Raw genomic sequence first — 21,662 nt, forward strand, 5'->3', positions numbered from 1 at the left:
TCATAAAACAAGGGGATACAGCGGTTCTTTACGTATTCAACTGTCAAAGACAGGACTATAACTTGTTTTTGCCAATTTGTCAATTAGAACTGCACGCTTTATTACGATATTTTTCTAATTAAATAGCGTTTTTCTTTTTTTCCTGCTTTTTCTTTTCTCTTAACTCCCGAAAAAAGCTGCTTAGCATCAGGCTGCACTCTTCTTGCAAAACCCCTCTGGTAACGGCTGCCTGGTGATTAAATGCTTCCATTTCCAGAAGATTTAATACCGAACCTGCACACCCTGCTTTTCCATTCATGCTCCCGATCACTACTTCGGAAACCCTCGCCTGAATAATTGCTCCGGAGCACATCTGGCAGGGCTCCAGGGTGATATACATGGTACAGCCCTCCAGCCTCCAGTCCCCCAGTTTTTTGCTGGCTTTTCGAATAGCAATCAGTTCTGCGTGGGACAATGTATTCTTATCCGTATTTCTGCGGTTGTAGCCCCTTGCAATAATTTTGCTCTCATATACAATCACGCATCCGATGGGCACCTCGTCAATGGCATAAGCCTTTTTTGCCTGCCGGATAGCCTCCCGCATATATTTCTCATGTATCTTTGTATTTTCTTCCATTCTTTTACTCTCTTCTATTTATAGTTAAATAATCTGCTGATTCCATGGATTTTAGAACCTGTTTATATTATATTTCTCCATCCACACGCTCCGCTTTCCTGATAATTTATCGCCAAAACGTTTCATGAAGACTGCGCTGACATGAAATTATTATATCCTTTCAAAAGGCAGAACGCAAGTAGCAGCTGTTTGGATGAATCAATTTAGATTAATACATACAGCCCTCCACTCCCCTTGAATTTATCCATATGATTTTTCTTTTATAATCTGCTATAATAATAACATACCTAAAAATTTAATTCTCTTTACTGAGCATTTATACATATTGGAGGCATTATATGAAAATACATGGCTTTAACAAACTGACCCTTTTAGACTATCCCGGGCATCTGGGGGCAACACTTTTCCTTGGCAGCTGTAACTTCCGCTGTCCTTTCTGCCAGAATGCAGGTCTGGTTCTTAACCCCGAGGCAGAGCCATATATAGAGGAAGGAGAAGTCCTGGCATACCTGAAAAAGCGGCAGGGTATCCTGGAGGGTGTCTGCGTAACCGGAGGAGAGCCGACACTTTCCCGAGAACTCCCCCAATTTATAGAAAAATTAAAATCTCTGGGTTATCTTGTAAAATTAGATACCAACGGCAGCAATCCCAGCATGATCCGCAGTCTCGTTGAATCTGGGCTGATTGATTATGTGGCTATGGATATCAAGACTTCCCCGGAGAACTACGGCAGGGTGGCAGGCTGCATTAATATCTCCATGGATACCATTGAGGAATCTGTGGAATATCTAATGGACTGCGGCATAGATTATGAGTTTCGCACCACGGTAGTCAGAGAGCTGCATACGGTGGAGGACTTTTACAAAATCGGAGCATGGCTTCACGGCTGCAGACAATACTTTTTACAGGCCTATAAAGACTCTGAAAATGTAATACAGTCAGGATTTCACAGCTACAGCCGTAAAGAACTGGAAGGATTTGCTGAAATCTTTAAAGAACAAGGTATTAATGCCGGGATTCGCGGATTAGACGACTGATAAAAACAAATAGAGGTGCTTCTGTTAAAAAGCACCTCCCACAAATAAAATAAATAAAATATACCTGGTATCTACCTCTATCTCACCGGTCTCAGCCAATATCCGAAGTTCTCCTGTTTTCCCGGTCTTGCTTCCTTAAAGTTCATAAAGCCAAACATATTCGCCATAAACCGTTCCTGATTCTCATAAAGTCCCGGAACCCCCAGAACATAGCCGCCATCCCGCAGCCTTCCCAGCATAAGGTGCTGATAATTATAAAAGCTTTGTAACAGGAAATTATTGCGGGCAAACCGCTGGTCATCCCTTCTCAGGAACATAATGTCTTTCGGTGCGATCCGGATACATTCTACAATCTCATCATCGGTAAATGGTTCCATCGGCGGGTAATGGCACTGGAATTGATCCCACTTACGGTCCAGGCCGCTGTTGGCACAATTCATATTACATCGCCCGGATGCCTGCTGGCGTCCGCGGGCCTGAGCCATATGTACCTGGTTCCCGCTGTTGGCATATCCGTTGTTGTTGGCATACCCATTGTTTGTATAACCGGTGTTTCTGACATTGTTACGGATATTATTTCCCACATTGCTATGACTGTTATTGTTTTCATCCGCTTCAACAGATTCTCCAACCATACTATCCGTTGACTCTGACTCACGTTGTGCATCCCCACTGCTTAATTCATCTGCATCGGCATCGATTGAGGCTTCCCGGACTTCTCCAGCCGTATTTTCAAAACCATTGGACTCTTTTACTTCCTCAGAACCAGAGGCTTTTGCTTCAAACATCTCTGAATCCGATCTTCCTTCAGCTGCCACTAACTCTTCTGAACCCGACATTCCATCTGACTCTGCTGTTTCTTCGGCATAGTCTAATCCCCTGGCATCTGCCAGATTCCAAGAGTCTGATCTTTGCCCGAAACCTGCCGTCTCTTCTGCGTCTGCCATTTCCCCGCCATTTTCCGGATGTGCCAAGGTGGGTACTGCTGTTTCTGATCTATCTTCAGCCAGCCTGGAATCGTCGTCCAATTGAGCAGTCGCAGCAGCATCTGTTTCTTCATTTTCCGTAATGCCGCTCACGTTACCTGCATCAGCCAGCTTTTCCATGCTGTCCTCAAATTCCGGAACCTTATCGCCCCGGGCTGACTTAACCGCCTCCGGATTTTCTTTATTTACCACTGCTGCCTTTTGTTTCATATGGACATTTTTAGCAAATCTCTTTAATTCGTCCACATCGACGGGTTCATTATCCCAAGCTGTAGCAAAAATACTGCCATTTTCCCCTTCCAGGAACATGCCTGCGATTTGCTCCAGGGAATAATCTGAATTCCCAAAATTACGATGGGGCGTATTTCCTTTGAATTCCGCCGATTTTCCTTTTACCCTGCACATCCCCAGTGGAATTACTCCAACGTGGTTCTGCGTCCTAACAAAGCCATCCACCTGAAGACTCGTCTCTTCTGCCGGTACTGCCTGCAGATGCAGCTGGATACGGCAGACCCCGTTTCGGGACTCCACCTTCACAAATCCTGCATTTTCTCCTTTTATACCATTGACATACTCATATATATAAGCCACAAAACGTCGATACTCAGCCAATTACTTCTCCCCTAAAATTTTCTTTAGAGTAATATATGCCTGACTGTCATTTTTCATGCCACAGGTTATGCAAAAAAAGTAGAAAGCATTCAGATATACCCTTCTCTTCAAAGTAAGGGCTATTTAATTTTTGTTGAAAAATGTATCTCAAAGGGACGCTCTAGAGCGTGTTTCCAAGTCGTTATTTCAGACAAACACTTGTATTTCCCTCTTTTAATAAGATGGTCTTACGGATTTCACCATACTGAATTGTAATACGCCTGCTGCGCTCTGAACCGAAGTTTACCTGACAGGAATTCTCATCCCAGCTGATATCAACGGTAACGCCGCCTCTGGCGCAAAGCCCTTTAACCTCTCCTTTACTCCACTGTTTGGGAAGGCAGGGCAGAATCCGGATCATGCCGCCATGGCTTTGCATCAGCATCTCTGCTATACAGGAGGTCAAGCCCGTGTTGCCATCCAATTCGTATACGTTGTCAAAGGAACCCGCTCCCCGTGTAGGCGGATGGATGATAAATCCGTTTGGCTCCAGCAGATTTGTAAGCATACTGTCTATATGCCCCAATGCCTTCTGGGGATGCCGTAATCTCGCCTCATACAGCATCAGCATAGACCTTGCCCATCCGGTATCTTCCCAATTTTCCTCCGGAGTGAGCTTTGCAGTGATAACAGCCTCTGCCGCTTTCGCCAATTTTTCATTTTCCGGCGTAATCTGGGCAAACGGAAACAAGCCCAGCAAATGGCTGGTATGTCTGTGCTGAAGATCAGCCGCAGGGTAATCGTGGTTCCACTCTGCGATCTGCCCGTTTCCGGTTATCCGGTAGGGCAGTAAACGTGCTGCTTTATCGGCTGTGTCTTTCATCCTTTTATTCTTTCGTCTCAGCACGCGGCAGGCTTTTTGATAAATATCAAACAATTCCCGGATCATAAGGATTTCTACCGTACACCCATTGCTGATCTGATAGGTTTTCCCATCTACCACAAAGCTGTTTTCAGGAGAAATGGAGGGTCCGCAGGTAAGGTATCCGCTCTCTTTGTCCTCGAACAGATACCCGCTGAAAAATACTACGGCTTCTTCGATCACAGGAAACGCTTCTTCTTTCAGGAACTTCTTGTCCTGGCTAGTCAGAAAATGCTCCCACATCTGAGTAATAGTCCAGACGCCTCCGGTAGGACAGGGGGATAGGGGAGATGCCCAGTAAGGCGCAGCGTATCCCCAGGAATTGGATACCAGCTCTCCTACCCAGCCCTTTAAGCCATAGCTTTCTAACGCTGTCTTTCTGCCAGCCGGAACAAGGTCTTCTCTGATCCAGCGAAACAGCGGAACTGCTGTTTCCGGCAGATTGGTCACTTCTGACGGCCAGTAATTCATCTGGGTATTGATATCCAGATGCATATCGCAAGTCCATCCAATCCGGCATGCCACATTGTCATTCCAGATTCCCTGTAAATGGGCAGGCAGCAGGGAATCTTCCCTGGAACTGGAATATAGCAGATACCTTCCCATTTGGAACATGCGGTTTACCAGCGGCTGGTTCCCGATATTAAGAGTGACTCTGGAATATAACGCCTGCATGTCCTGCCTGTGGGCTTCCAGGATTTCTTCCACTGCCAGTTCATCCACTTTTACAAAGGTACGGTTCATCTTCATCTGAAGCTGCAGGACCTGTTTCTCTTTCTCCAATACTTCTTCCTTGAAATCTGTAATGGCTGTAATATAAAGGGACACCCTGGATGCTCTCTTAATGTAGACCCCATCTTCCTTTGCCTCCGGAAAACCATCTGTATGAATCGAGACTTTTCCACATAATAAGGTTCCTGTTGTTCCGTCACTGTGCATGGTCTCATGGGCTTCACAGACGAAAAAGATGCCGCCTATATGGTATTTCACATATTCCCCGTCCCTCAGGGATTGGAAGGAAATGCAAAGGTTCATATCATTCTTATCACAAACCGCTTCATAAACGATGACATTATGGGGGTGTGATGCAAATGCCTGCCGGGATACCTGTTCCCCATTTTGCATATACCGTGAGTACACAATTCCGTTTTCTAAGTCCAGACTTCTCTCATAACCGGATGTCTCGCTCAACTCATCCATACGCGTTATCAAAATCTGCCCTACCGGAAGATTCGTCCCGTAATTGCCCCGTTTACCGTAAAATTCATGGGAAGTCTCTAAAGCCGCCGCATAATCTCCCGACGCCGTCTGCTCCCGCATCTTATAAAATGCTTCACTGGCTCCTGCCTGATTGTCGTCCTCACTTTTATTTCCGCTGAAAAACGTATTTTCCGACAGGTCCAGCCTGTCGGTTTTCATTCCGCCGTAAACCATGGCTCCCAAATGGCCGTTTCCAATAGCAAATGCTTCCCCAAATCTGGAAGCTTCCTTATTTAATGTGATGTTCATCCTATAACTCCTTTAACCAGAGCCTGTCTGCCCCCATGCACCGCTGCATAAATTATTATAATACAGACAGGCTTTCCTATTGCGGAAAGCCAAGTGTATTGCCTGATTATTTATGCAGTGAACAGCCGGTGATTTCAAACATACCTCTGATACTCTGCAAATTATTTTGTGTTTCTATCATAACTTAAATTTCATTTAATTTCCACCGTTTTATGAATAAATGGACATACACAGCGAAAAGTGGCGACTGTCCAACCTTGGAAACGAACATCCAGGCATCTGCCCATTTAAAGTTGCCTTCGCGATGGGTGCTGTGCGCCGGTGGCGCAGGTTTAGCACGAACCGAAGCGCAGCGTAGACAAGATGCCTGGATTTTATTAACGTATTATTCTTTTACAGCTCCCGATGTCATGCCGCCTACAATGTATTTTTGTCCGATCAGATATACAATTACAACCGGAAGACAGGTCAATACAATATCGGCAAATATATAGTTCCAGTAGTTTTTGTTTTTGCCAAAGAACTGGTATACTGCAATATTCATGGGGAACATGGAACTCTTATTAGATAAATACAAAGGTGTCAGGAAATCACTCCAGACTCCCATAAACTGCAGGATAAAACAGGTTACCAGCGTTGGTTTTAACATGGGAACGATGATCTTGAAGAACATAGAGATTGGTCCCGCCCCATCGATTACCGCTGCTTCATCCAATTCAACCGGAAGGGAAAGGACAAAGTTTCGTATGGTGAAGATACAAAACGGTATCATGGCACTGGTAAACGCAATAATGATTCCAAATTTGGTATTTGCAAGTCCTGCAACTGTCAGTACCTTAACCAAGGTTACGTAGTTTACCGGGAAGAATAATCCACACAATACGAAATAATACAGGAAGTTATTCACTTTTGTGCGTTTTCTGCACATTACAAATGCCGCCATGGCACAACTGATGACACCGATGAGGGTTGCAACGACTGCATAAGTGACGCTGTTGGCAAACCCCTGTACCAGTTTTCCCTTTTCAATTACTTCCGTATAATTGTTGAAAAACCATTTTGTAGGAAGGGCAAGGCTCATTCTTGCCGCTTCATTTTTACTTTTAAAGGAGTTGATGACTACCATATAGAAAGGGGCAACTACGATGATACTCATAATAATACAGACAATTTGTTTGGCTATATTACGTACGAAATTTTTTTTCATTATTGCTGCACCTCCTGTTTACTCATTACTTTTACAACTACCACACCGATTATTGCGGTGATCACCAGAAGAATCGTATTAAGTGCCGTAGACATTCCATATTGTCCGTTGGAATAGAGCTGGTAGGAATATGTGGTAATAACCTCTGTTGCATGTCCTGGACCACCGTTTGTCAGCACATAGACAATATCAAATACTTTCAGTCCGTATGTAAGTCCAAATACCAGATTGATCATAATGGCACCACGCAGCATAGGCAGGGTGATATTTTTTACTCTTTGCCAGAAATTTGCTCCGTCAATCTGGGCTGCCTCATAATAGGACTTTGGTATGGTATTCAGACCAGCCAGGAAAATTGTCATTACATATCCGATTCCTCTCCAGGCATCCACACCATAGATAGATTTCCACACAACCCCCAGGTCTGATAGCCATTTCTGCTTCAGGAATCCTAAATTCACCATGTCCAGGAAGCTGTTTAAAAGTCCTGTGTTATAGTTTAAAATAGATTTAAATGTTAAGCCTATGATCAAGAATGGTAAAACAGATGGCAGGTATAAAAGTGTACGGTAAACATTTTTGCCTTTCAGACCTTCCTGCAGCATAATTGCAATTAAGAGTGCCGGAATCAGTTTTAAAACATTCGATATTATCGTAAATTTAAGGGTGTTGAAAATGCCGGATGCATAATCTTTGTTCGATGTAAAGATCTCAATATAATTCTGTAAACCTACGAACTTTGTTTCTCCCAGACTTCTGGAATTCCAGTCGGTAAAGGAATAAAAGATACCGAGTATACTGGGGGTCAGAAAAAATAAAATATATAATGCCAATGGGACAAACAGGAACCATTGTGGATAGATTTTCTTTTTATTCATATTACTTCACCACTTTCTTTTGATAGAGAGTGCCGGGAGGTTTCTTACTGCTCCCGGCACCAAAAGTTCAGCATGGAATGTGTCCCTTATTTCCATGCAGGGTCGTTTGCAACCTTCGCTGCTTCTGCCCTGTTGTTATCCATATTTTTCAGTACATCATTTGCTTCCATCTGTCCGGTACAGTATGCAACCATATCCTGTCCAAACTGCATCCAGTAATCATTTGTGTACTTTGTACCGTTCTGAAGTACCGGTGTTTTCATCTGCTCTTCGGTAAGTGTCTTCATGAATTCTTCTTCTTCCGGTAACCAGTGCTGCTGTAAATTGTCATCGTTTACATCCAGGTTGGTGTAGGACGGTGAATTGTCCAGAATTTCCTGTAAGCTCTCTGTTGTCGTTACAAAGTTGAAGAATTCTTTGACCAGTTCCGGATGTGTGGTTCCTTTATAACCGAACATGGTAGGACCGGCCGGGCTTGTAGGGAAGTATGTGTTGTCTCCCAATGGTTCTAAGAATAAACCAAATTCATCTGTTGTTTCGGTTTCATCCTGAATCTGTTTGATGAAGGAAGAATTGGCAATTGCCATAGCACAATTTCTGTCTGCGAATTCATTTACCATATTGGTGGAGTCGGTTCCGATCCAGTCTTCGCCAAGATATCCTTTGTCTGCCAGTTCCTTGTATTGTTCCAGTACTTTTATCATTAACTGGTTATCTGCAAATTTTGCTTCGTTATTATTCAGCTTGTCATATAATCCCGGCTGGTCTGCCTCGTATGCTCCGCCGATCTGGAAAAATGCCAGTGGATGCTGCCATCCGTCTGCTCCCGGCTCAAACCATGGTGTGATGCCTTCTGCTGACAGCTTCTCACAAACCTTTAACATTTCATCATAGGTCTTAGGTGCTTCCAATCCCAATTCACCAAATAACGTTTTATTATAAACCATTACATATTCCGGAGAGTTATGCCAGATCTGTAAACCATACAGTTTCCCATCGTATTCACATGCGGAAAGTCTGTTTTCCGGCATGACGCTTTTCCATGATGCATCTGAAAAGTCAATACAATATTTTTCAGGATCTACAATCTGAGATGCAATTGCAAAGGGATTTGACTGAATCCAGAATATATCCGCGCAGGAATCTGTTGTTAATTTAGACTGCAGCAAATCACCATACTGGTCTGCCGGAATTGTCTGTAAGTCAACAGTCACTCCATAAGTCTCTTCAAAACGGGCGATGGTTTCATCATAGCGGTTGTCCATCCATCCTGCGGAAACCAGAATACTGAGTTCTTCTCCCGCAAAGTCTGTATTCGACGCTGCTGTTTCCCCTTCTGCCTTTGTTTCCGCTGCTTCTTCTGTATCTGCAGCACTGCCTGCTTCGCTTCCTTCTGTCTTAGCAGCTTCCGTCTCTTTTGCTGCACTGGTTGCTGCTGTAGTTTCTGTCTTGTCGCCTGATCCGCATCCAGTTGCCATTGTGATTACCATAGTTGCACAAAGTAAAGCACTGATCACTTTTTTCTTCATTTTTTATTCCTCCCATTTTCCATTCCCATTGTTCCGCGTTTTGTTTATCTGATGAACTAATTGTACTTTTTTTCTTCTGAAAAGTCCATGCACTATTCCCAACAGAATTTGGACTTTTTTCACACTTTGCCTACAAACGCAAAAAATTATCCTTTCTTTTTGGTGATTTTTGTTATAATATTAAGAAGACAAGTGCCGACCGGCGTAAATACGCCGGTACATAGTGCCTGATATCTGCGTCAGCTGTGAGGCTGTGAATCGACGGCGTAGTGGGGCTACGACTAGATTCACAGACGTGCAGCTGGCGTAGATAGCGGGTGCTATATATCGGCGTATTTGCGCCGGTCGGCACTAGTAAATGGGGGACCAAAAATATGAAGAAAAACCACCAAATAAAGCTGCAAACTAAGTTCTTTTTAGCCTATCTTGGTCTTGCACTATTAGTTGTAATTGCCTTTTCTATCTTCTTTTACCGCTACACTTCTAACATTTTAATTGAAAGAGAGACAAAGGCCGCAACGGATATGAATTTATCTTTTTTGCAGCAGACAGAACAGATTCTGCAGGATATGGATTCTGTTTCCATTAACATAGGTTACAGCAACCTGGTAAAAGACCGACTGGCAGAAGCTAACGACCTGCGGGTTTCTTCTAATGATTTTATGGCTCTGGCTGATCTGTTTGTAACCATTAACGGAGCAGACCTGAAGGTAGACCAGATTAATCTCTATGATTTTTCCGGTTCCGTTGTGCAGGTCGGAATCAAAAACAACAGTAAAAAAATGGATATGGACACGCTTCCCTGGCTGGAGCATACAAAGGAATTAGGTGGAAAGAAGCTGCTAAGCCTTCCCTATGCCACCACAGAAATTACCAGCAACTCCAATACCAGCCGAACGCCGGTCTGGTATATGTCTTTATACCGCGTATTTCACAACCGATACAAAAAACAGGTGGGCGCCATCGAAACCGTTAAAAAATGCAGTACTATTTTTAAATACATCACCTCCTACCAGCAGAAAAATGCAGATGCCCCCAGTGTTTATATCTATGATAAAAACGGTACCCTTGTATTCCCTTACAAACTGGAAGAGTCCGAACAAAAAGCCCTGCCGGATTATTTCAACTCCATAGATTCCGCTCTGGGGCACGCATCCTTTTTTAATGAAGATTCCCGTACCACGGAAATACTGGTTTCCAATTCATCCTCTTATACCGGCTGGACCTACGTAACCGTTCAGCCCCAAAACCACATTTTACAGCCGGTCAGAAACCTGATTCACGTACTGGGACTTGGGGTAGCCGCTATGCTGGCGTGCTCTGTATTTATCTCCTGGTACCTGTCAAGAAGTCTCACGAAGCCCATCAAACAGCTGCGCAATATCATTAAGAAAACTGCGCTGGATACCCTGGGGCAACAGAAGAAAGAGCCCCTGGATGCTTCATTTGATGAGCTGGAGGAGCTAAACCAGGCATTTTTAAGCATGAGCAGCAACTTAAAGACCTCCATGGATGAATTAATTGATACCAGACAGCAGGAAATAAAGTCCCGCAGCCTGGCACTTCAGTCTCAGATTAACCCGCATTTTTACTATAATACCCTCTCAGGCATCATTGTACTGGCGGAAAATAACCAGTCTGATGAGGTGGTAAAAATGTGCCGTAATCTCACTAAAATCATGCGCTATATTACAAAAGGGGATTCGACCTCGGTCACTCTGGGGGAGGAAACTGCATATATTCAGGAATACCTTTACTGTATGAAAGTACGATACCAGTCCAGCCTGAATTATGAGATTCACGTAGATGAATCCCTTCTTTCCCTTAAGATACCCAAGCTGGTCATCCAGCCCTTAGTGGAAAATGCGCTAAAATACGGCACCAACTGTGAACCTCCCTGGAGTCTTAAAATCCAAAGCAAAGTCACAGAAGAAAGCTGGCAGATTGATATCATTGATTCCGGTTCCGGATTTACTGAAGAATCCATCCAGCTGATACACTCCAGGATCGAAGCTGCTGCCGCCAAGCCGGGTATGCCGGAAATAGAAATAAATGGTATGGGGATGTTAAATGTCTATTTACGATGGAAACTTTTCTGCGGAGATGATATAATCTTTGCATACGGAAATACAAAGGATGGACATGGAATTGTATCCATTGGCAGAAAAAAGAACCTATAGCACGTTTGAAAATTCATTCTGGTGATACAAATCTGATCCTGTTTATCACACATTGCGGAGGAGAATAAACATGGCAATTTCCAACTATACAGTCGTCGTTGCGGAAGACGAAGAATTGTTATTAGAGAATTTGATTCGTAAGATCGAAAATACCGGCTTGGGATTCAAAGTGACCGGGAAAGCACAGACAGGAACACAGGCCTATGAGCTTATAAAAGAACTGGAACCGGATCTGGTAATCACAGATATTAAAATGCCGCTGATGAACGGCATACAGCTGCTGGAAAAAGTACATGCACGCCTGCCTTTAACCCGGTTCATCATTACCAGTGGATTTTCTGACTTTGAATATGCCAAGCGGGCGATCCAGCTGCAGGTGTCGGAATATCTGCTCAAGCCAATTGACCCAGAAGAACTTTATGCCGCTCTCCAGGGCATAAAGAATGACTTTGAAATACAGCGCAATGAATATGCTGATATCTTTAATCCGGAAATGACCCGGAATACACCGGAACAGATTGCAAAGGTTCTCAAAGAATATATTATTCATAACTATAATGTGGATATCAATCTGAACATCATCGCCAGTAACATGAACTACAGTTCCAGTTACCTGACCAAAATCTTCTGCCAGAAATACGACATGACTCCATCCAAATACATAACCTCTCTGCGTATCACGCAGGCAAAGCAATATCTGCTGCACAAGCCGGAGCTGTCAATCCGGCAGATTGGGGAAATTGTAGGGTATCATGACCAAGCTTATTTCAGCAGGATTTTTAAAAAACAGACCGGGATGAGTCCGTTTGATTATCGGGAAAAGGCGGAGGGGTAATTTTTTTAATAGAATAACTATTATAAAGGATAAAGCAAAATATGAAATTTTTTTGCTTTATCCTTCTGTTTTTTGCGACATAATATATGTTGAAATAAATACTCACATATTAAAATATAATATTTATTTCACTTGACCAGGATCGAATTATAGTTTATTATTTAAACATCATATTAATTTATTTTTTATATTATATTTTCTATTCACATATTGTTTTTAATTTTAAATTCTTTTTATCATACATTTAACCGGGAATCGATAGGGCGACATGTCTTCCACCTACTTTAAGAATAAAGGTGGTGATTTTTTGAGTACATATGAAGAGTTCATGATCATTATATCAATGGTTAACTTAGTCATATCAATACTTAATTTTCAAGAAAGACGTAAAAAATAGTCGCTCTCACCTTGACCAGTGAACGACTATTTTTTAGTAACTAATTGGCAACCGGGGTGGCTAGGATATGTCTAGCTATCGGTTTCCTGTTAAGTGTATTATATAATAGCAATGGAATACTGTCAATTCTATTTTGCAAACGAAATATTTAAATATTCATTTCTCCTTCTAAGCACACTTCCACCCTAACGCCTACAGTACGGCCTCTAACGCAGCCTCCCACCCTTCCCGGACTGCCTCTAACGCCTGTCTTGCTCCTTTTGCATCACCGATGCAGATTACCTTTCCAAAGGAATTCTTTACTTCTTCATACAGTTTATTTTCAGCTCTGGAACCACAGGCATATACGATGTGGGTAAATCCAGCCATAGTTTCTATACCTGACGGCGATTCCACTTCTGCCTCGTTTCCATTTACCGACAATAATTTAGTGCCTGTCATCATTTTTATACCAAGATGGTGAAGACGGTTCATCGTTGGAAGTTGATTATTTGGTACCATTCCTGCTCCAATTGTATCTGCCATTTCAATCATTGTGACGCTTAGTGTACCTCTCTTTTGATGCATCAGATGTTCGCACACTTCACATCCTACCATGCCGCCGCCAACTACCAGTACCTTGCCGCCAATAACCGGAACATCATTATTCAGCACTTTTTGTGCCGTGATTGCCGTTTCTTTTTCAACTCCAGGGATTGGAGGGATTATTTCCTTTGCTCCGGTTGCTATTATTACAATATCAGGTTTGTATTCCTCTAATGTTTCTTTTGTTACATGGACTCCGTGTTTGACCGGAATCCCAAGACGGGCAATTTCATTTTGAAGATATACAATCCATCTGCTGAGTTCCTGTTTGTGCGGCGGGATGCAGGCTGCATTCATCTGTCCGCCCAGTCTGCCGCTTTCTTCAAACAAAGTTACCTGATGACCGCGTAGCGCAAATGCCCTTGCACTTGCCATACCTCCGATACCTCCTCCGGCTACCGCGACCTTTTTCGGTTCTTTTGCGGGAAGCAGCTCCATCTCAGCTTCCCTGCCCAGTGCCGGGTTAATGACGCAGGATGCCGGTCTCCTCTTTGTCTGTTCTCCGATGCACCCGATCCCGCAGGCCGCACATGGAGCAATTTCTTCTGTCCGTCCCTCTCTGGCTTTGTTCACGAACTCCGGATCGGATAAAAGTGCCCTGCCGATTACCACACCATCCGCCTGACCGCTGTCCGTAAGATACCTTGCATAGGCTGGATCATTTATCTTCCCTACAACTAGCACGGGCACCGTTGATACTTTTTTGATTTCCCGCGCCTCCGGTACATTTACCCCCATTCGTTCTCCATGACAGGGAATAATTTTATTGCAGCGTTCATACTGCGTCCCCCCGCTCACCTCGAATGCATCTATTCCGTGGGCAATTAACCGGGGAACCAGATATTTTATATCTTCGATAGTATTTCCCTGTTCGTCTCGCTCACTGCCGCTGATTCTGAGCACAATTGGGAAATCCGAACCACACTTTGCTTTGATTGCATCGATTACTTCAAAAAGCAGTCTCGCTCTGTTATCCAGTGAACCGCCATAACGATCTGTACGCTTATTCCTCATTGGAGACAGAAAGGATCCAAGCAGCATATATGCATGGGCGCAGTGCAGCTCAATACCATCGAAACCCGCCTGCTTTGCCTGATAGGAGGTCTGCGCATATTGTGCAATGATTTCGGGAATTTCTTCTATTGCAAGTGCCCTTGTCTTTTGCCCCATCGAGTTGATATACACACTGCTTGCCTTAGGTGGTGCACCAAAAAATGCGCTGACACTTTCCGGTCCCGGATGTGTGATCTGTGGAATAATCCTGGTACCATAAGCATGAATTTTATCTGTAAACTGCTTATAAGATGCGATACTTTCCTCATTTCGAAAGAACAGGGTATTGCCCAGATAGGGAACACCCGGATCCACGGACAAAGCATCCAGGATAATACATCCGGTACCTCCTTTTGCCCTTGCCAGCCAGTATTCCTGCATTCTCTCATTTACGGTTCCATCCTGGCTTTCATATCCCAGAGACATAGGTGCCATAAAGGTTCTGTTTTTCAGCTTCATTGTTCCAATTTGTAATTCTTCAAATAATTTTGAATTCATCCTAACCGCCCCTTTCCAAAACAAATGTGAAAAAAAATAGATGCTTTCACGAAAAAAACATGTAACTTTCTAAGATGATGATTTTATATCCTCTGCTGCCGGTTCCTGTCAGATACTGCGGGCTGCTTCGTATCCCTCTGCAATTGCATCTAATGCACGCCTCGCCTTTTTTGCATCCCCGATGATATAATACGGGATTTTTAGTTCCTCGCAGACTGTCACCAGTTTCGTACTGTCATTCGCCCTGGATCCCACTGCAATTACTACACTGTCACAAGTTACCACCGTTTCCCGTTCTTCCTGACACGTTACTACCCCCTTGCCGCAGATGGCTTTACACACAGCTTTTGTTATAATCTCAACACCCAGACTTTGCATTTTCTGCATGACTGCAATTTTTCTAAGACTCCCCAGATCTTCTCCGGCTGTTTCTTTCATTTCCACTACTTTAACCTTATGGCCCGCCGAAGCTAACGCGTCTGCCGTCTCAAGCCCTACCAGCCCTCCGCCGATTACGCAGATCTCTCCTTGGGGAACCGCTCTGCCATCCAGTACTTCATGTGCCTCATAAACAGGCAGATTCTCTATTCCTTCCAGTTTCAGAACAATGGGTGATGATCCGATTGCCAGAATCACCGCAGCCGGCATCTCTTTTTGGATTAATTCAGGTGTTGCTTCTATGCCGTAATGTACCGGAATACCTGCTCTTTCCACCTGTTCTGCAAATGAAACTGCAGCCGCTTTCATTTCAGCCTTACCCGGGGCTTCCCCGGCTGTGATGAACTGTCCGCCCAAATGATCGCCGGATTCAAAAATTTCCGGTATATGTCCCCGCTCTTTCAGTACCATGGCAGCTTCCATTCCCGCCATTCCTCCTCCGGCTATTAAAACCTTTCCGGGGCTTGCCGTTTTTTCTAACCTGTGCTCCTTTTCGTGACCCAATGCAGGATTTCTCATACAGGTGATGAAAGGACGATTAGCCAGATCGCAAAAACCATCATAGCATCCCTGGTCGCATCCTACGCAGTGAATAATATCCCTGACTCTCCCTTCTTTTGCCTTATTTGCAAATTCCGGATCCGCCAGCTGTGCCCTTCCCATAACAATCAAATCCGCTTTCTCCTGGTCAAGGATATCCTCTGCCATTTGCGCTGTGTTAATTCTTCCTACCGCAATGGTAAGCATTCCTGTTTCCCGGCGGATTCGATTGGCATTTTCCACATTAAAACCATTTGGCACATCAATGGGCGGTACCTCATACAGTGACGCTGCTGTTATAATATTTCCTCTGGAAACGTCCAGAACATCCACGCCTTCCTCACCCGCCAGCTTGCAGAACCGTATCACTTCTTCTATGGTAAGACCCTGTGGCAGATAATCATCATGGGCGTCAATTCTCATAAACAGCGGCATATCCTCCGGTATATTTTCACGGATCGCCCGGATACATTCCAGCGGGAACCGTGCCCGATTCTCAAAGCTTCCGCCATATTCATCTGTTCTGTGATTCAGCCCTGCGCTTAAGAAAGAATGGGGTAGATAATTGTGCGCACAATGAAACTCAATGCAGTCATAACCTGCTGTTACACATCTGCGGGCTGCTTTTCCATAACAGGCAACTACTTCTTCGATCTCTTCTTTTTCAATTGCAGGAAGTGTATAGGCTCCGAAATTCATTTCATTTACCACCAGCATCTTAGCCTTTGGATCCATTACCGTAGCAATTGAACCCTGCCACAGCTGGATGCCTGCCCTGCCTCCTGCACTGTGTATGGCATCAGTCAGCCTTTGATGCCCCTCGATATAAGAATCTTCACTAACAGACACAAAATGTGCCGGCGCACTTGGCGTATGTACTGCCGCCACCTCTACGATATTAAGTCCGCATCCACCTTTTGCCCTTGCCTCATGATAATCAATGAGCCGCTGAGTGACCTCACTTTTTTCATTTGCCATCCTTGTGCCCATTGCAGGCATAACAATTCGATTCTCCAGTTCCATGCCCCTTATTTTAATCGGGCTGAATAATTTTTCAAACATAAAAAAACCGCCTCCTGTCCGAAAGTAGCAGTTTTATACTGCTCTTTTCTTACATTATAGCGATTTTAGATAGATTAATATATTCAAAAACATTAGTTTTCTTCTCATTTATTCCCCATGAAATGACCTGCGGTACTGAGAAGCCGACTGGTTCATCCACTCCTGAAATGATCTCTGAAATGTAGACAGGGATTCAAATCCACAGCGTACCGAGATTTCCAGTACACTTAAATTTGTACTGCGCAAAAATGCTGCTGCATAACAGACCCTGATTTCATTTAAGATACTTTGGAAATCCGTGCCGAATACATTTTGAAAAATTTGTTTCACGGTATATGGTTTCAGGCAGAATTCCTCACTGATTTTCTCTATTTTTATTTCCTTCATGAAATTAAGATGAAGATACTGCAGGAACTGCATACCGATTCCGGCACCTTCCATTTCCATTTTTCCATTGCCAATGCATTCTTTCTGGTATTCCCGGGGTGTCATATTGCAATGCTGTTCAAATACCCGGTAAAAAGCGGGAACAGACGGAAATCCCAGCAATCCGCTCACATATTCCATCGTAAGTTCCGGAAAGTGCAGCAGCGCGCAGGCATTGATTATTTTTCCATACTGCTGAAGCTGAAAGTAAGTGCAGCCGCATGCATTTTTGACTCTTTGGTTCAGAGCCTTGGGCGAGCACCCCATTTCCAGTGCCAGCTCATTCAAACCCAGATGTTCTCCTCCAGCCAGCGCCACTTTCTGAATCACATTCCATACTGCATTGTCTTCCTTTTTGCTTTTACCGATGTTTTCATAGGCATAACGGCAAAAATAATTGTGTAACTCCAATGTTTGATACAAAATCATGTTTTTACTGCCAAACCGCTGCTCTTTCTTTTCCTGCAAAAGATCAAGCACCAGCGCCTCAACCCTGGATTTCTGCCCTCCCTGCAATTGCGCCATGGGGCAGGTATCATAAACAAGCTTGGCATTGGCATTTCTGGGATGCTTTTCCCAGCACATATACATAAATAGTCCAATATAGAATTTGACAACTACCGCTTCTATCTCTTTTTTAATCGTATGTATCCCGTAAAAGTGATGGGAATAAAGACAGAAGAAGGAGCCTTCTTTCGCCGGATAATCACATCCATTTACCCGTATGACTCCATCCCCGGAGAGCACATATATAATTTCCACCTGTTCGTGTATATGCTGCTCCAACGGCACTGCAAACTTTTTCTTTTCAATCTGAATCTCTTTTTCTTTGTAATTATCATAATAATTAATACCGGTATACCAGTCATTCTGCCGTTTCATGATCCTCATCCTTTACTGCCGCCAGTGGCTTTTCCTGTATTGTATTATGATGAATTCCCAAAGTCAACCGGATTTATCGGACTTCAGCCGCCCACAGCCACATTACAGGACCGGTACAGCATCTTGTACTCATCTTCTCCTACTGCGGGATCCTGCTTCCGTTCCTCAACCACAAATCCTTCGTCTTTATAAAATTTAATAGCCCGTTCGTTTTTTCGGTAGACATGAAGGGTCAGTACCGGATATTTATTTTTTGCAACGGTAAGGAGGCTGTGTCCGATTCCCTTTGACTGCACCCTTGCGTCCACAAATAATCCTGCTATATATCCATCCAGAATACCGATAAACCCCAGAACGTTTCCATTAATTTCATATACATAGATCTCTGCCCCGGGCAGACTTTCCAGAACCATGTCAAAATGATCTTCCCAATAATCTCTGGAAATAAATTTATGTGCCGTTAAATTGGTATCCAGCCAGATCTGCATGATCCGTTCCAAATCATTTTCTTCAAATTCTCTGATCATATTTTCTCTCCTTCTGATTATTCTGTTTCGGTTACATCTGGCTTTGGCTTCTCTTGATTCCAGCCTAGTGCCGGGCGGCACTAACCTGTTTCAGCTTATCCGATTCTCAGACTTCCGTCATCCGCTTCATCCATATCTACCATTTCACAGCGAATATCGTCCATGTTTAGATTATATTCTTCTGTAATCCGGTCTATGTACTTTTGTATTCTTCTTTCATCCCCTTGAAATTCTGCCTCTAAAACTCCGGTACTCATGTTGATAATCCATCCTGACAGCCCCATTTTGCCTGCCATAAAAAACAATCTCGGTTTTAACCTCTTTTCACTGCCTGTACCTAAAATTATGAGTCTCTTTCTTACCTTCATAGGTATCCCCCCTATTTCTCTTCAAGATATTCTTCTAATGTCAAATTGTGATCCATAATATATTGTGCTGCTTCGACTCCCACGTACCTGTAATGCCAGGATTCATAATCTATATCCGTAATATCCTCTTTCCCCCTGGGATATCTGAGAATAAATCCATATTTGGCACAATTTTGCTGAAGCCATTTATTTTCCGGTGTATATTCCTGTGTGTCATCCAGCTGCTGATTGCTCAAAGCTGTAATATCTACCGCAAGCCCCGATTCATGTTCACTGTAACCCGGCGGCATGACTACTCTTGTTTTTTCCTCATATGCCTCTTCATATGTCATCCCCTGCTGCATCAAAGCTGTGATGTCATGATCCAGGATTTTCTGCTGGCTCTCTACACTGCGATAGCCGGAAGCCACACAGAACTCCAGCCCTTCTTCACTTCCATCCGTAAGCATTTCCTTCAAGTGCTCATAAATGGAAGCAGCCACACTGGTTAACCCATTTTGCAGGCTCATTAATTCCACCTGATAATCGTCCGGCAGCGGATGATCCTTGTTAACCAGGATTAACAGATCCGCTTCCGAATCTGTTGCATTTTTCCTGTTTACTGTTAATTCGTTTCCACTGGTACTGGTTTTATCATTTTGAATCATTTTTGCTGCCGGATTATTTTCTATTGACCCAAATGCATTTGCGGCCACCATAAATATCCATACCAGGCCAAAACATAAAACCCCTCCAGCTAAAAACCTCAGGCAGTGCGCCCTGAACCTTCGTATTCTCTTCTTTCGTCTTTTGTTCACAGTAGTCCCTCCTTATAGCAGATACCCCCTCATATCATGTATCCTTATTTATAGGATAGAACTCAACTGTATCAAAATCGTGTGGAATTTGTATCATAGTTGTATCATTTACTCATTTTTATCTGCATTCTCAACCCAGTCAGCCATTGTTTCAATGCCTGTAGAAAATGCCGGCATATAATTTGCCCCAACATTCTTAACATACCAATTCTTTCTGACATTGGCTGAAGAATTTTTAAAATTGTATTTCATAATGGAATATAAATAATCAGAACCGATCATTTCAGCGTAACCGGCGCCGTAATACTGCCGGAAACCATCCATCAGAACTGCGTTCTGAGAATCCAAATAATAATAAAACTCTTCACTGCGTGCTTCCATAGAAGAAACTTCCGTTTCAAGATCCATGCTTTCTAAAACATTATCCCCATTTTCCACTACATTTTCCGTCGCCCTTTCCGTAACACTTGCATCATTTGCATTACTTTTTATCCATATTTCATTCATAGCCATGTGAGATTGGAGCAGATCATATTCTTTATGAAGCACGTCGCATGCAATACCGGCACTATAAATCTTGTAATCATATGCATCCACACAAAATTCAAAGTCGAAGGTCGTAAAGTCGCTAAACCGCATATACCAGAACAATACATTGTCATTTGGATTCAATGCAGAAGATTCATTTTTTACACTGTATAGGGACGCATCCACAAAATAATCCACATAAGGGTACTGCTGAACCATCCAGAGAACCCCTAAATTCTGCAGCTCAATCACTTCTTTTGCAAGACCCTCAATCAATGTCTTATCACTGACTACATTGTCTTTCGTCTGGCGAACAGGCTTAAATTCCTTACCTTTCACTACAGACTGCATCAAAACCTCCAGCTTGCTTTCCAGGGACGTATTATAATCATAGGACATGGAAACCTTCTCTCTGTCCACAATGGTAACATTATTCAGATATTTGCTGTCATGTATCTTGCTGTAATACTGCGGGAAAAACACAGCCATCGCAATTAACCCCCCAACAAAGACGGAACTCAGGGCATACTTTCCTATTTTCTTCCAATTCATCTGCGTGTCCCCCCTTCCGGGAAGGAAATCCAGATCGTTGTTCCCTCTCCTTCCTTACTTCGGATACGCCATTTGGCATCATGGATCTCCACAATTTTACTGCAAAGTGTCATGCCAAGCCCTGCCCCTCCTTCTTTTCTGGCTCTGGACTTGTCCACCATATAGAAGGCTTCTGTAATTTTGCTAAGTTCTTCCTCCGGAATACCACAGCCATTGTCCTTTACCATAATTTCATAATCATCCGGATTTTTCTTCCCGGTTATCCAGATGTCCCCCTGTTCGTAAGAAGCCTTTCTGGCATTATCAATCAGGTTCACCAATAAAGAAACCAATAGATCCTTTTCTCCTATGATTACCCCTTCTTCTGCCTTCATATGCAGCGTAATTTTTTTCGCTTCCAAAGATGCGCTTACGGTCTGCACCACATTTTTCATAAATGCCGCTGCCTGAATCGGCGTCAGCTCATATTCCTGCTTCTTCGTTACGATTAATTCCAGCAGTTTAAGGGATAGGCTTTCCAGCCGCTTTCCCTGGGAATAGATGTAGTTGGATGCTTCCATGATTTCTTCTTTATCCAGATCCATGGTCCGCAGCATATCCGCATATCCGATAATGGAAGTGAGCGGCGTCTTCAGTTCATGGGCAAAGGAGGCGGTAAAATCTTCCTGCCGCCTGGCTGCCTGTGCAAGTTCACCCATTTTCTGGCAGAGATTTTCAGC

17 protein-coding genes are annotated in these 21,662 nt (G+C 43.5%); 3 read left to right on the forward strand and 14 right to left on the reverse strand.

The annotated features are described in order from the left end of the window. Positions 1–118 precede the first annotated feature (118 nt). On the reverse strand, positions 119–616 hold the full coding sequence (gene tadA / locus ACH2DQ_RS05430; protein WP_394916039.1) for a tRNA adenosine(34) deaminase TadA: 498 nt from the start codon (positions 614–616) through the stop codon (positions 119–121). A gap of 338 nt (positions 617–954) precedes the next feature. On the opposite strand from tadA, the gene ACH2DQ_RS05435 reads away from it, so the two are divergent. Beyond that, positions 955–1,653, forward strand: a complete 699-nt coding sequence (locus ACH2DQ_RS05435) for an anaerobic ribonucleoside-triphosphate reductase activating protein (protein ID WP_394916038.1) — start codon at positions 955–957, stop codon at positions 1,651–1,653. Between the two features lie 77 nt (positions 1,654–1,730). Here the strand turns inward: ACH2DQ_RS05435 and ACH2DQ_RS05440 are convergent, their stop codons facing one another. From ACH2DQ_RS05440 to ACH2DQ_RS05460, 5 genes are all read right to left on the reverse strand, one after another. Further along, positions 1,731–3,251 (reverse strand): DUF6128 domain-containing protein, encoded by a 1,521-nt coding sequence (locus tag ACH2DQ_RS05440; protein WP_394916037.1) that lies wholly within the window; start codon positions 3,249–3,251, stop codon positions 1,731–1,733. 181 nt (positions 3,252–3,432) lie between these two features. Beyond that, positions 3,433–5,661 carry a glycosyl hydrolase family 95 catalytic domain-containing protein gene (locus ACH2DQ_RS05445; RefSeq protein WP_394916036.1) on the reverse strand — a complete coding sequence of 743 codons (2,229 nt, stop codon included), beginning with the start codon at positions 5,659–5,661 and terminating at the stop codon, positions 3,433–3,435. A 385-nt stretch (positions 5,662–6,046) separates the two neighbouring features. Further along, positions 6,047–6,868: a carbohydrate ABC transporter permease gene (locus ACH2DQ_RS05450; protein ID WP_394916035.1), complete on the reverse strand. Its 822-nt coding sequence runs from the start codon at positions 6,866–6,868 to the stop codon at positions 6,047–6,049. Next, on the reverse strand, positions 6,868–7,746 hold the full coding sequence (locus ACH2DQ_RS05455) for a carbohydrate ABC transporter permease (protein ID WP_394916034.1): 879 nt from the start codon (positions 7,744–7,746) through the stop codon (positions 6,868–6,870). The genes ACH2DQ_RS05450 and ACH2DQ_RS05455 overlap by 1 nt, the downstream gene beginning before the upstream one ends. Positions 7,747–7,832: 86 nt before the next feature. Then, on the reverse strand, positions 7,833–9,275 hold the full coding sequence (locus ACH2DQ_RS05460; RefSeq protein ID WP_394916033.1) for an ABC transporter substrate-binding protein: 1,443 nt from the start codon (positions 9,273–9,275) through the stop codon (positions 7,833–7,835). A 374-nt stretch (positions 9,276–9,649) separates the two neighbouring features. Here ACH2DQ_RS05460 and ACH2DQ_RS05465 point away from each other — a divergent pair, with 374 nt between their 5' ends. Both ACH2DQ_RS05465 and ACH2DQ_RS05470 read left to right on the forward strand, forming a co-directional pair. Beyond that, positions 9,650–11,455: a sensor histidine kinase gene (locus ACH2DQ_RS05465; protein WP_394916032.1), complete on the forward strand. Its 1,806-nt coding sequence runs from the start codon at positions 9,650–9,652 to the stop codon at positions 11,453–11,455. Positions 11,456–11,525: 70 nt separating this feature from the next. After that, the gene (locus ACH2DQ_RS05470; protein WP_394916031.1) at positions 11,526–12,290 is read left to right on the forward strand and encodes a response regulator; all 765 of its coding nucleotides are present in this window, start codon (positions 11,526–11,528) and stop codon (positions 12,288–12,290) included. A 589-nt stretch (positions 12,291–12,879) separates the two neighbouring features. Here the strand turns inward: ACH2DQ_RS05470 and ACH2DQ_RS05475 are convergent. The 8 genes from ACH2DQ_RS05475 to ACH2DQ_RS05510 all read right to left on the reverse strand — a co-directional run. After that, a complete protein-coding gene (locus ACH2DQ_RS05475; RefSeq protein WP_394916030.1) occupies positions 12,880–14,823 on the reverse strand; it encodes an FAD-dependent oxidoreductase in 1,944 nt (647 codons plus the stop codon). 108 nt (positions 14,824–14,931) lie between these two features. Next, positions 14,932–16,863, reverse strand: coding sequence for an FAD-dependent oxidoreductase (locus ACH2DQ_RS05480; RefSeq protein ID WP_394916029.1), 1,932 nt, complete (start codon positions 16,861–16,863; stop codon positions 14,932–14,934). A 108-nt stretch (positions 16,864–16,971) separates the two neighbouring features. Next, a complete protein-coding gene (locus tag ACH2DQ_RS05485; protein WP_394916028.1) occupies positions 16,972–18,171 on the reverse strand; it encodes an AraC family transcriptional regulator in 1,200 nt (399 codons plus the stop codon). Positions 18,172–18,254: 83 nt separating this feature from the next. Further along, entirely contained in the window at positions 18,255–18,698 is a 444-nt protein-coding gene (locus ACH2DQ_RS05490) for a GNAT family N-acetyltransferase (RefSeq protein ID WP_394916027.1), read from the reverse strand. A 95-nt stretch (positions 18,699–18,793) separates the two neighbouring features. After that, positions 18,794–19,066, reverse strand: coding sequence for an acylphosphatase (locus ACH2DQ_RS05495; RefSeq protein WP_394916026.1), 273 nt, complete (start codon positions 19,064–19,066; stop codon positions 18,794–18,796). A gap of 11 nt (positions 19,067–19,077) precedes the next feature. Next, positions 19,078–19,863 (reverse strand): M15 family metallopeptidase, encoded by a 786-nt coding sequence (locus ACH2DQ_RS05500; RefSeq protein ID WP_394916025.1) that lies wholly within the window; start codon positions 19,861–19,863, stop codon positions 19,078–19,080. A gap of 108 nt (positions 19,864–19,971) precedes the next feature. After that, complete coding sequence (locus ACH2DQ_RS05505) at positions 19,972–20,943, reverse strand: hypothetical protein (RefSeq protein ID WP_394916024.1); 972 nt, start codon at positions 20,941–20,943, stop codon at positions 19,972–19,974. Then, positions 20,940–21,662: sensor histidine kinase (locus ACH2DQ_RS05510; RefSeq protein ID WP_395025885.1), on the reverse strand; the 723-nt coding region annotated here is incomplete at its 5' end. The genes ACH2DQ_RS05510 and ACH2DQ_RS05505, both read right to left, overlap by 4 nt.

The sequence above is a fragment of the Robinsoniella sp. genome, assembly GCF_034124845.1.

Coding starts and splice junctions, on each gene's coding strand:
- tadA (WP_394916039.1), bottom strand. CDS start 616: ATGGAAGAAAATACAAAGATACATGAGAAATATATGCGGGAGGCTATC.
- ACH2DQ_RS05435 (WP_394916038.1), top strand. CDS start 955: ATGAAAATACATGGCTTTAACAAACTGACCCTTTTAGACTATCCCGGG.
- ACH2DQ_RS05445 (WP_394916036.1), bottom strand. CDS start 5,661: ATGAACATCACATTAAATAAGGAAGCTTCCAGATTTGGGGAAGCATTT.
- ACH2DQ_RS05450 (WP_394916035.1), bottom strand. CDS start 6,868: ATGAAAAAAAATTTCGTACGTAATATAGCCAAACAAATTGTCTGTATT.
- ACH2DQ_RS05455 (WP_394916034.1), bottom strand. CDS start 7,746: ATGAATAAAAAGAAAATCTATCCACAATGGTTCCTGTTTGTCCCATTG.
- ACH2DQ_RS05460 (WP_394916033.1), bottom strand. CDS start 9,275: ATGAAGAAAAAAGTGATCAGTGCTTTACTTTGTGCAACTATGGTAATC.
- ACH2DQ_RS05465 (WP_394916032.1), top strand. CDS start 9,650: ATGAAGAAAAACCACCAAATAAAGCTGCAAACTAAGTTCTTTTTAGCC.
- ACH2DQ_RS05470 (WP_394916031.1), top strand. CDS start 11,526: ATGGCAATTTCCAACTATACAGTCGTCGTTGCGGAAGACGAAGAATTG.
- ACH2DQ_RS05475 (WP_394916030.1), bottom strand. CDS start 14,823: ATGAATTCAAAATTATTTGAAGAATTACAAATTGGAACAATGAAGCTG.
- ACH2DQ_RS05480 (WP_394916029.1), bottom strand. CDS start 16,863: ATGTTTGAAAAATTATTCAGCCCGATTAAAATAAGGGGCATGGAACTG.
- ACH2DQ_RS05485 (WP_394916028.1), bottom strand. CDS start 18,171: ATGAAACGGCAGAATGACTGGTATACCGGTATTAATTATTATGATAAT.
- ACH2DQ_RS05490 (WP_394916027.1), bottom strand. CDS start 18,698: ATGATCAGAGAATTTGAAGAAAATGATTTGGAACGGATCATGCAGATC.
- ACH2DQ_RS05495 (WP_394916026.1), bottom strand. CDS start 19,066: ATGAAGGTAAGAAAGAGACTCATAATTTTAGGTACAGGCAGTGAAAAG.
- ACH2DQ_RS05505 (WP_394916024.1), bottom strand. CDS start 20,943: ATGAATTGGAAGAAAATAGGAAAGTATGCCCTGAGTTCCGTCTTTGTT.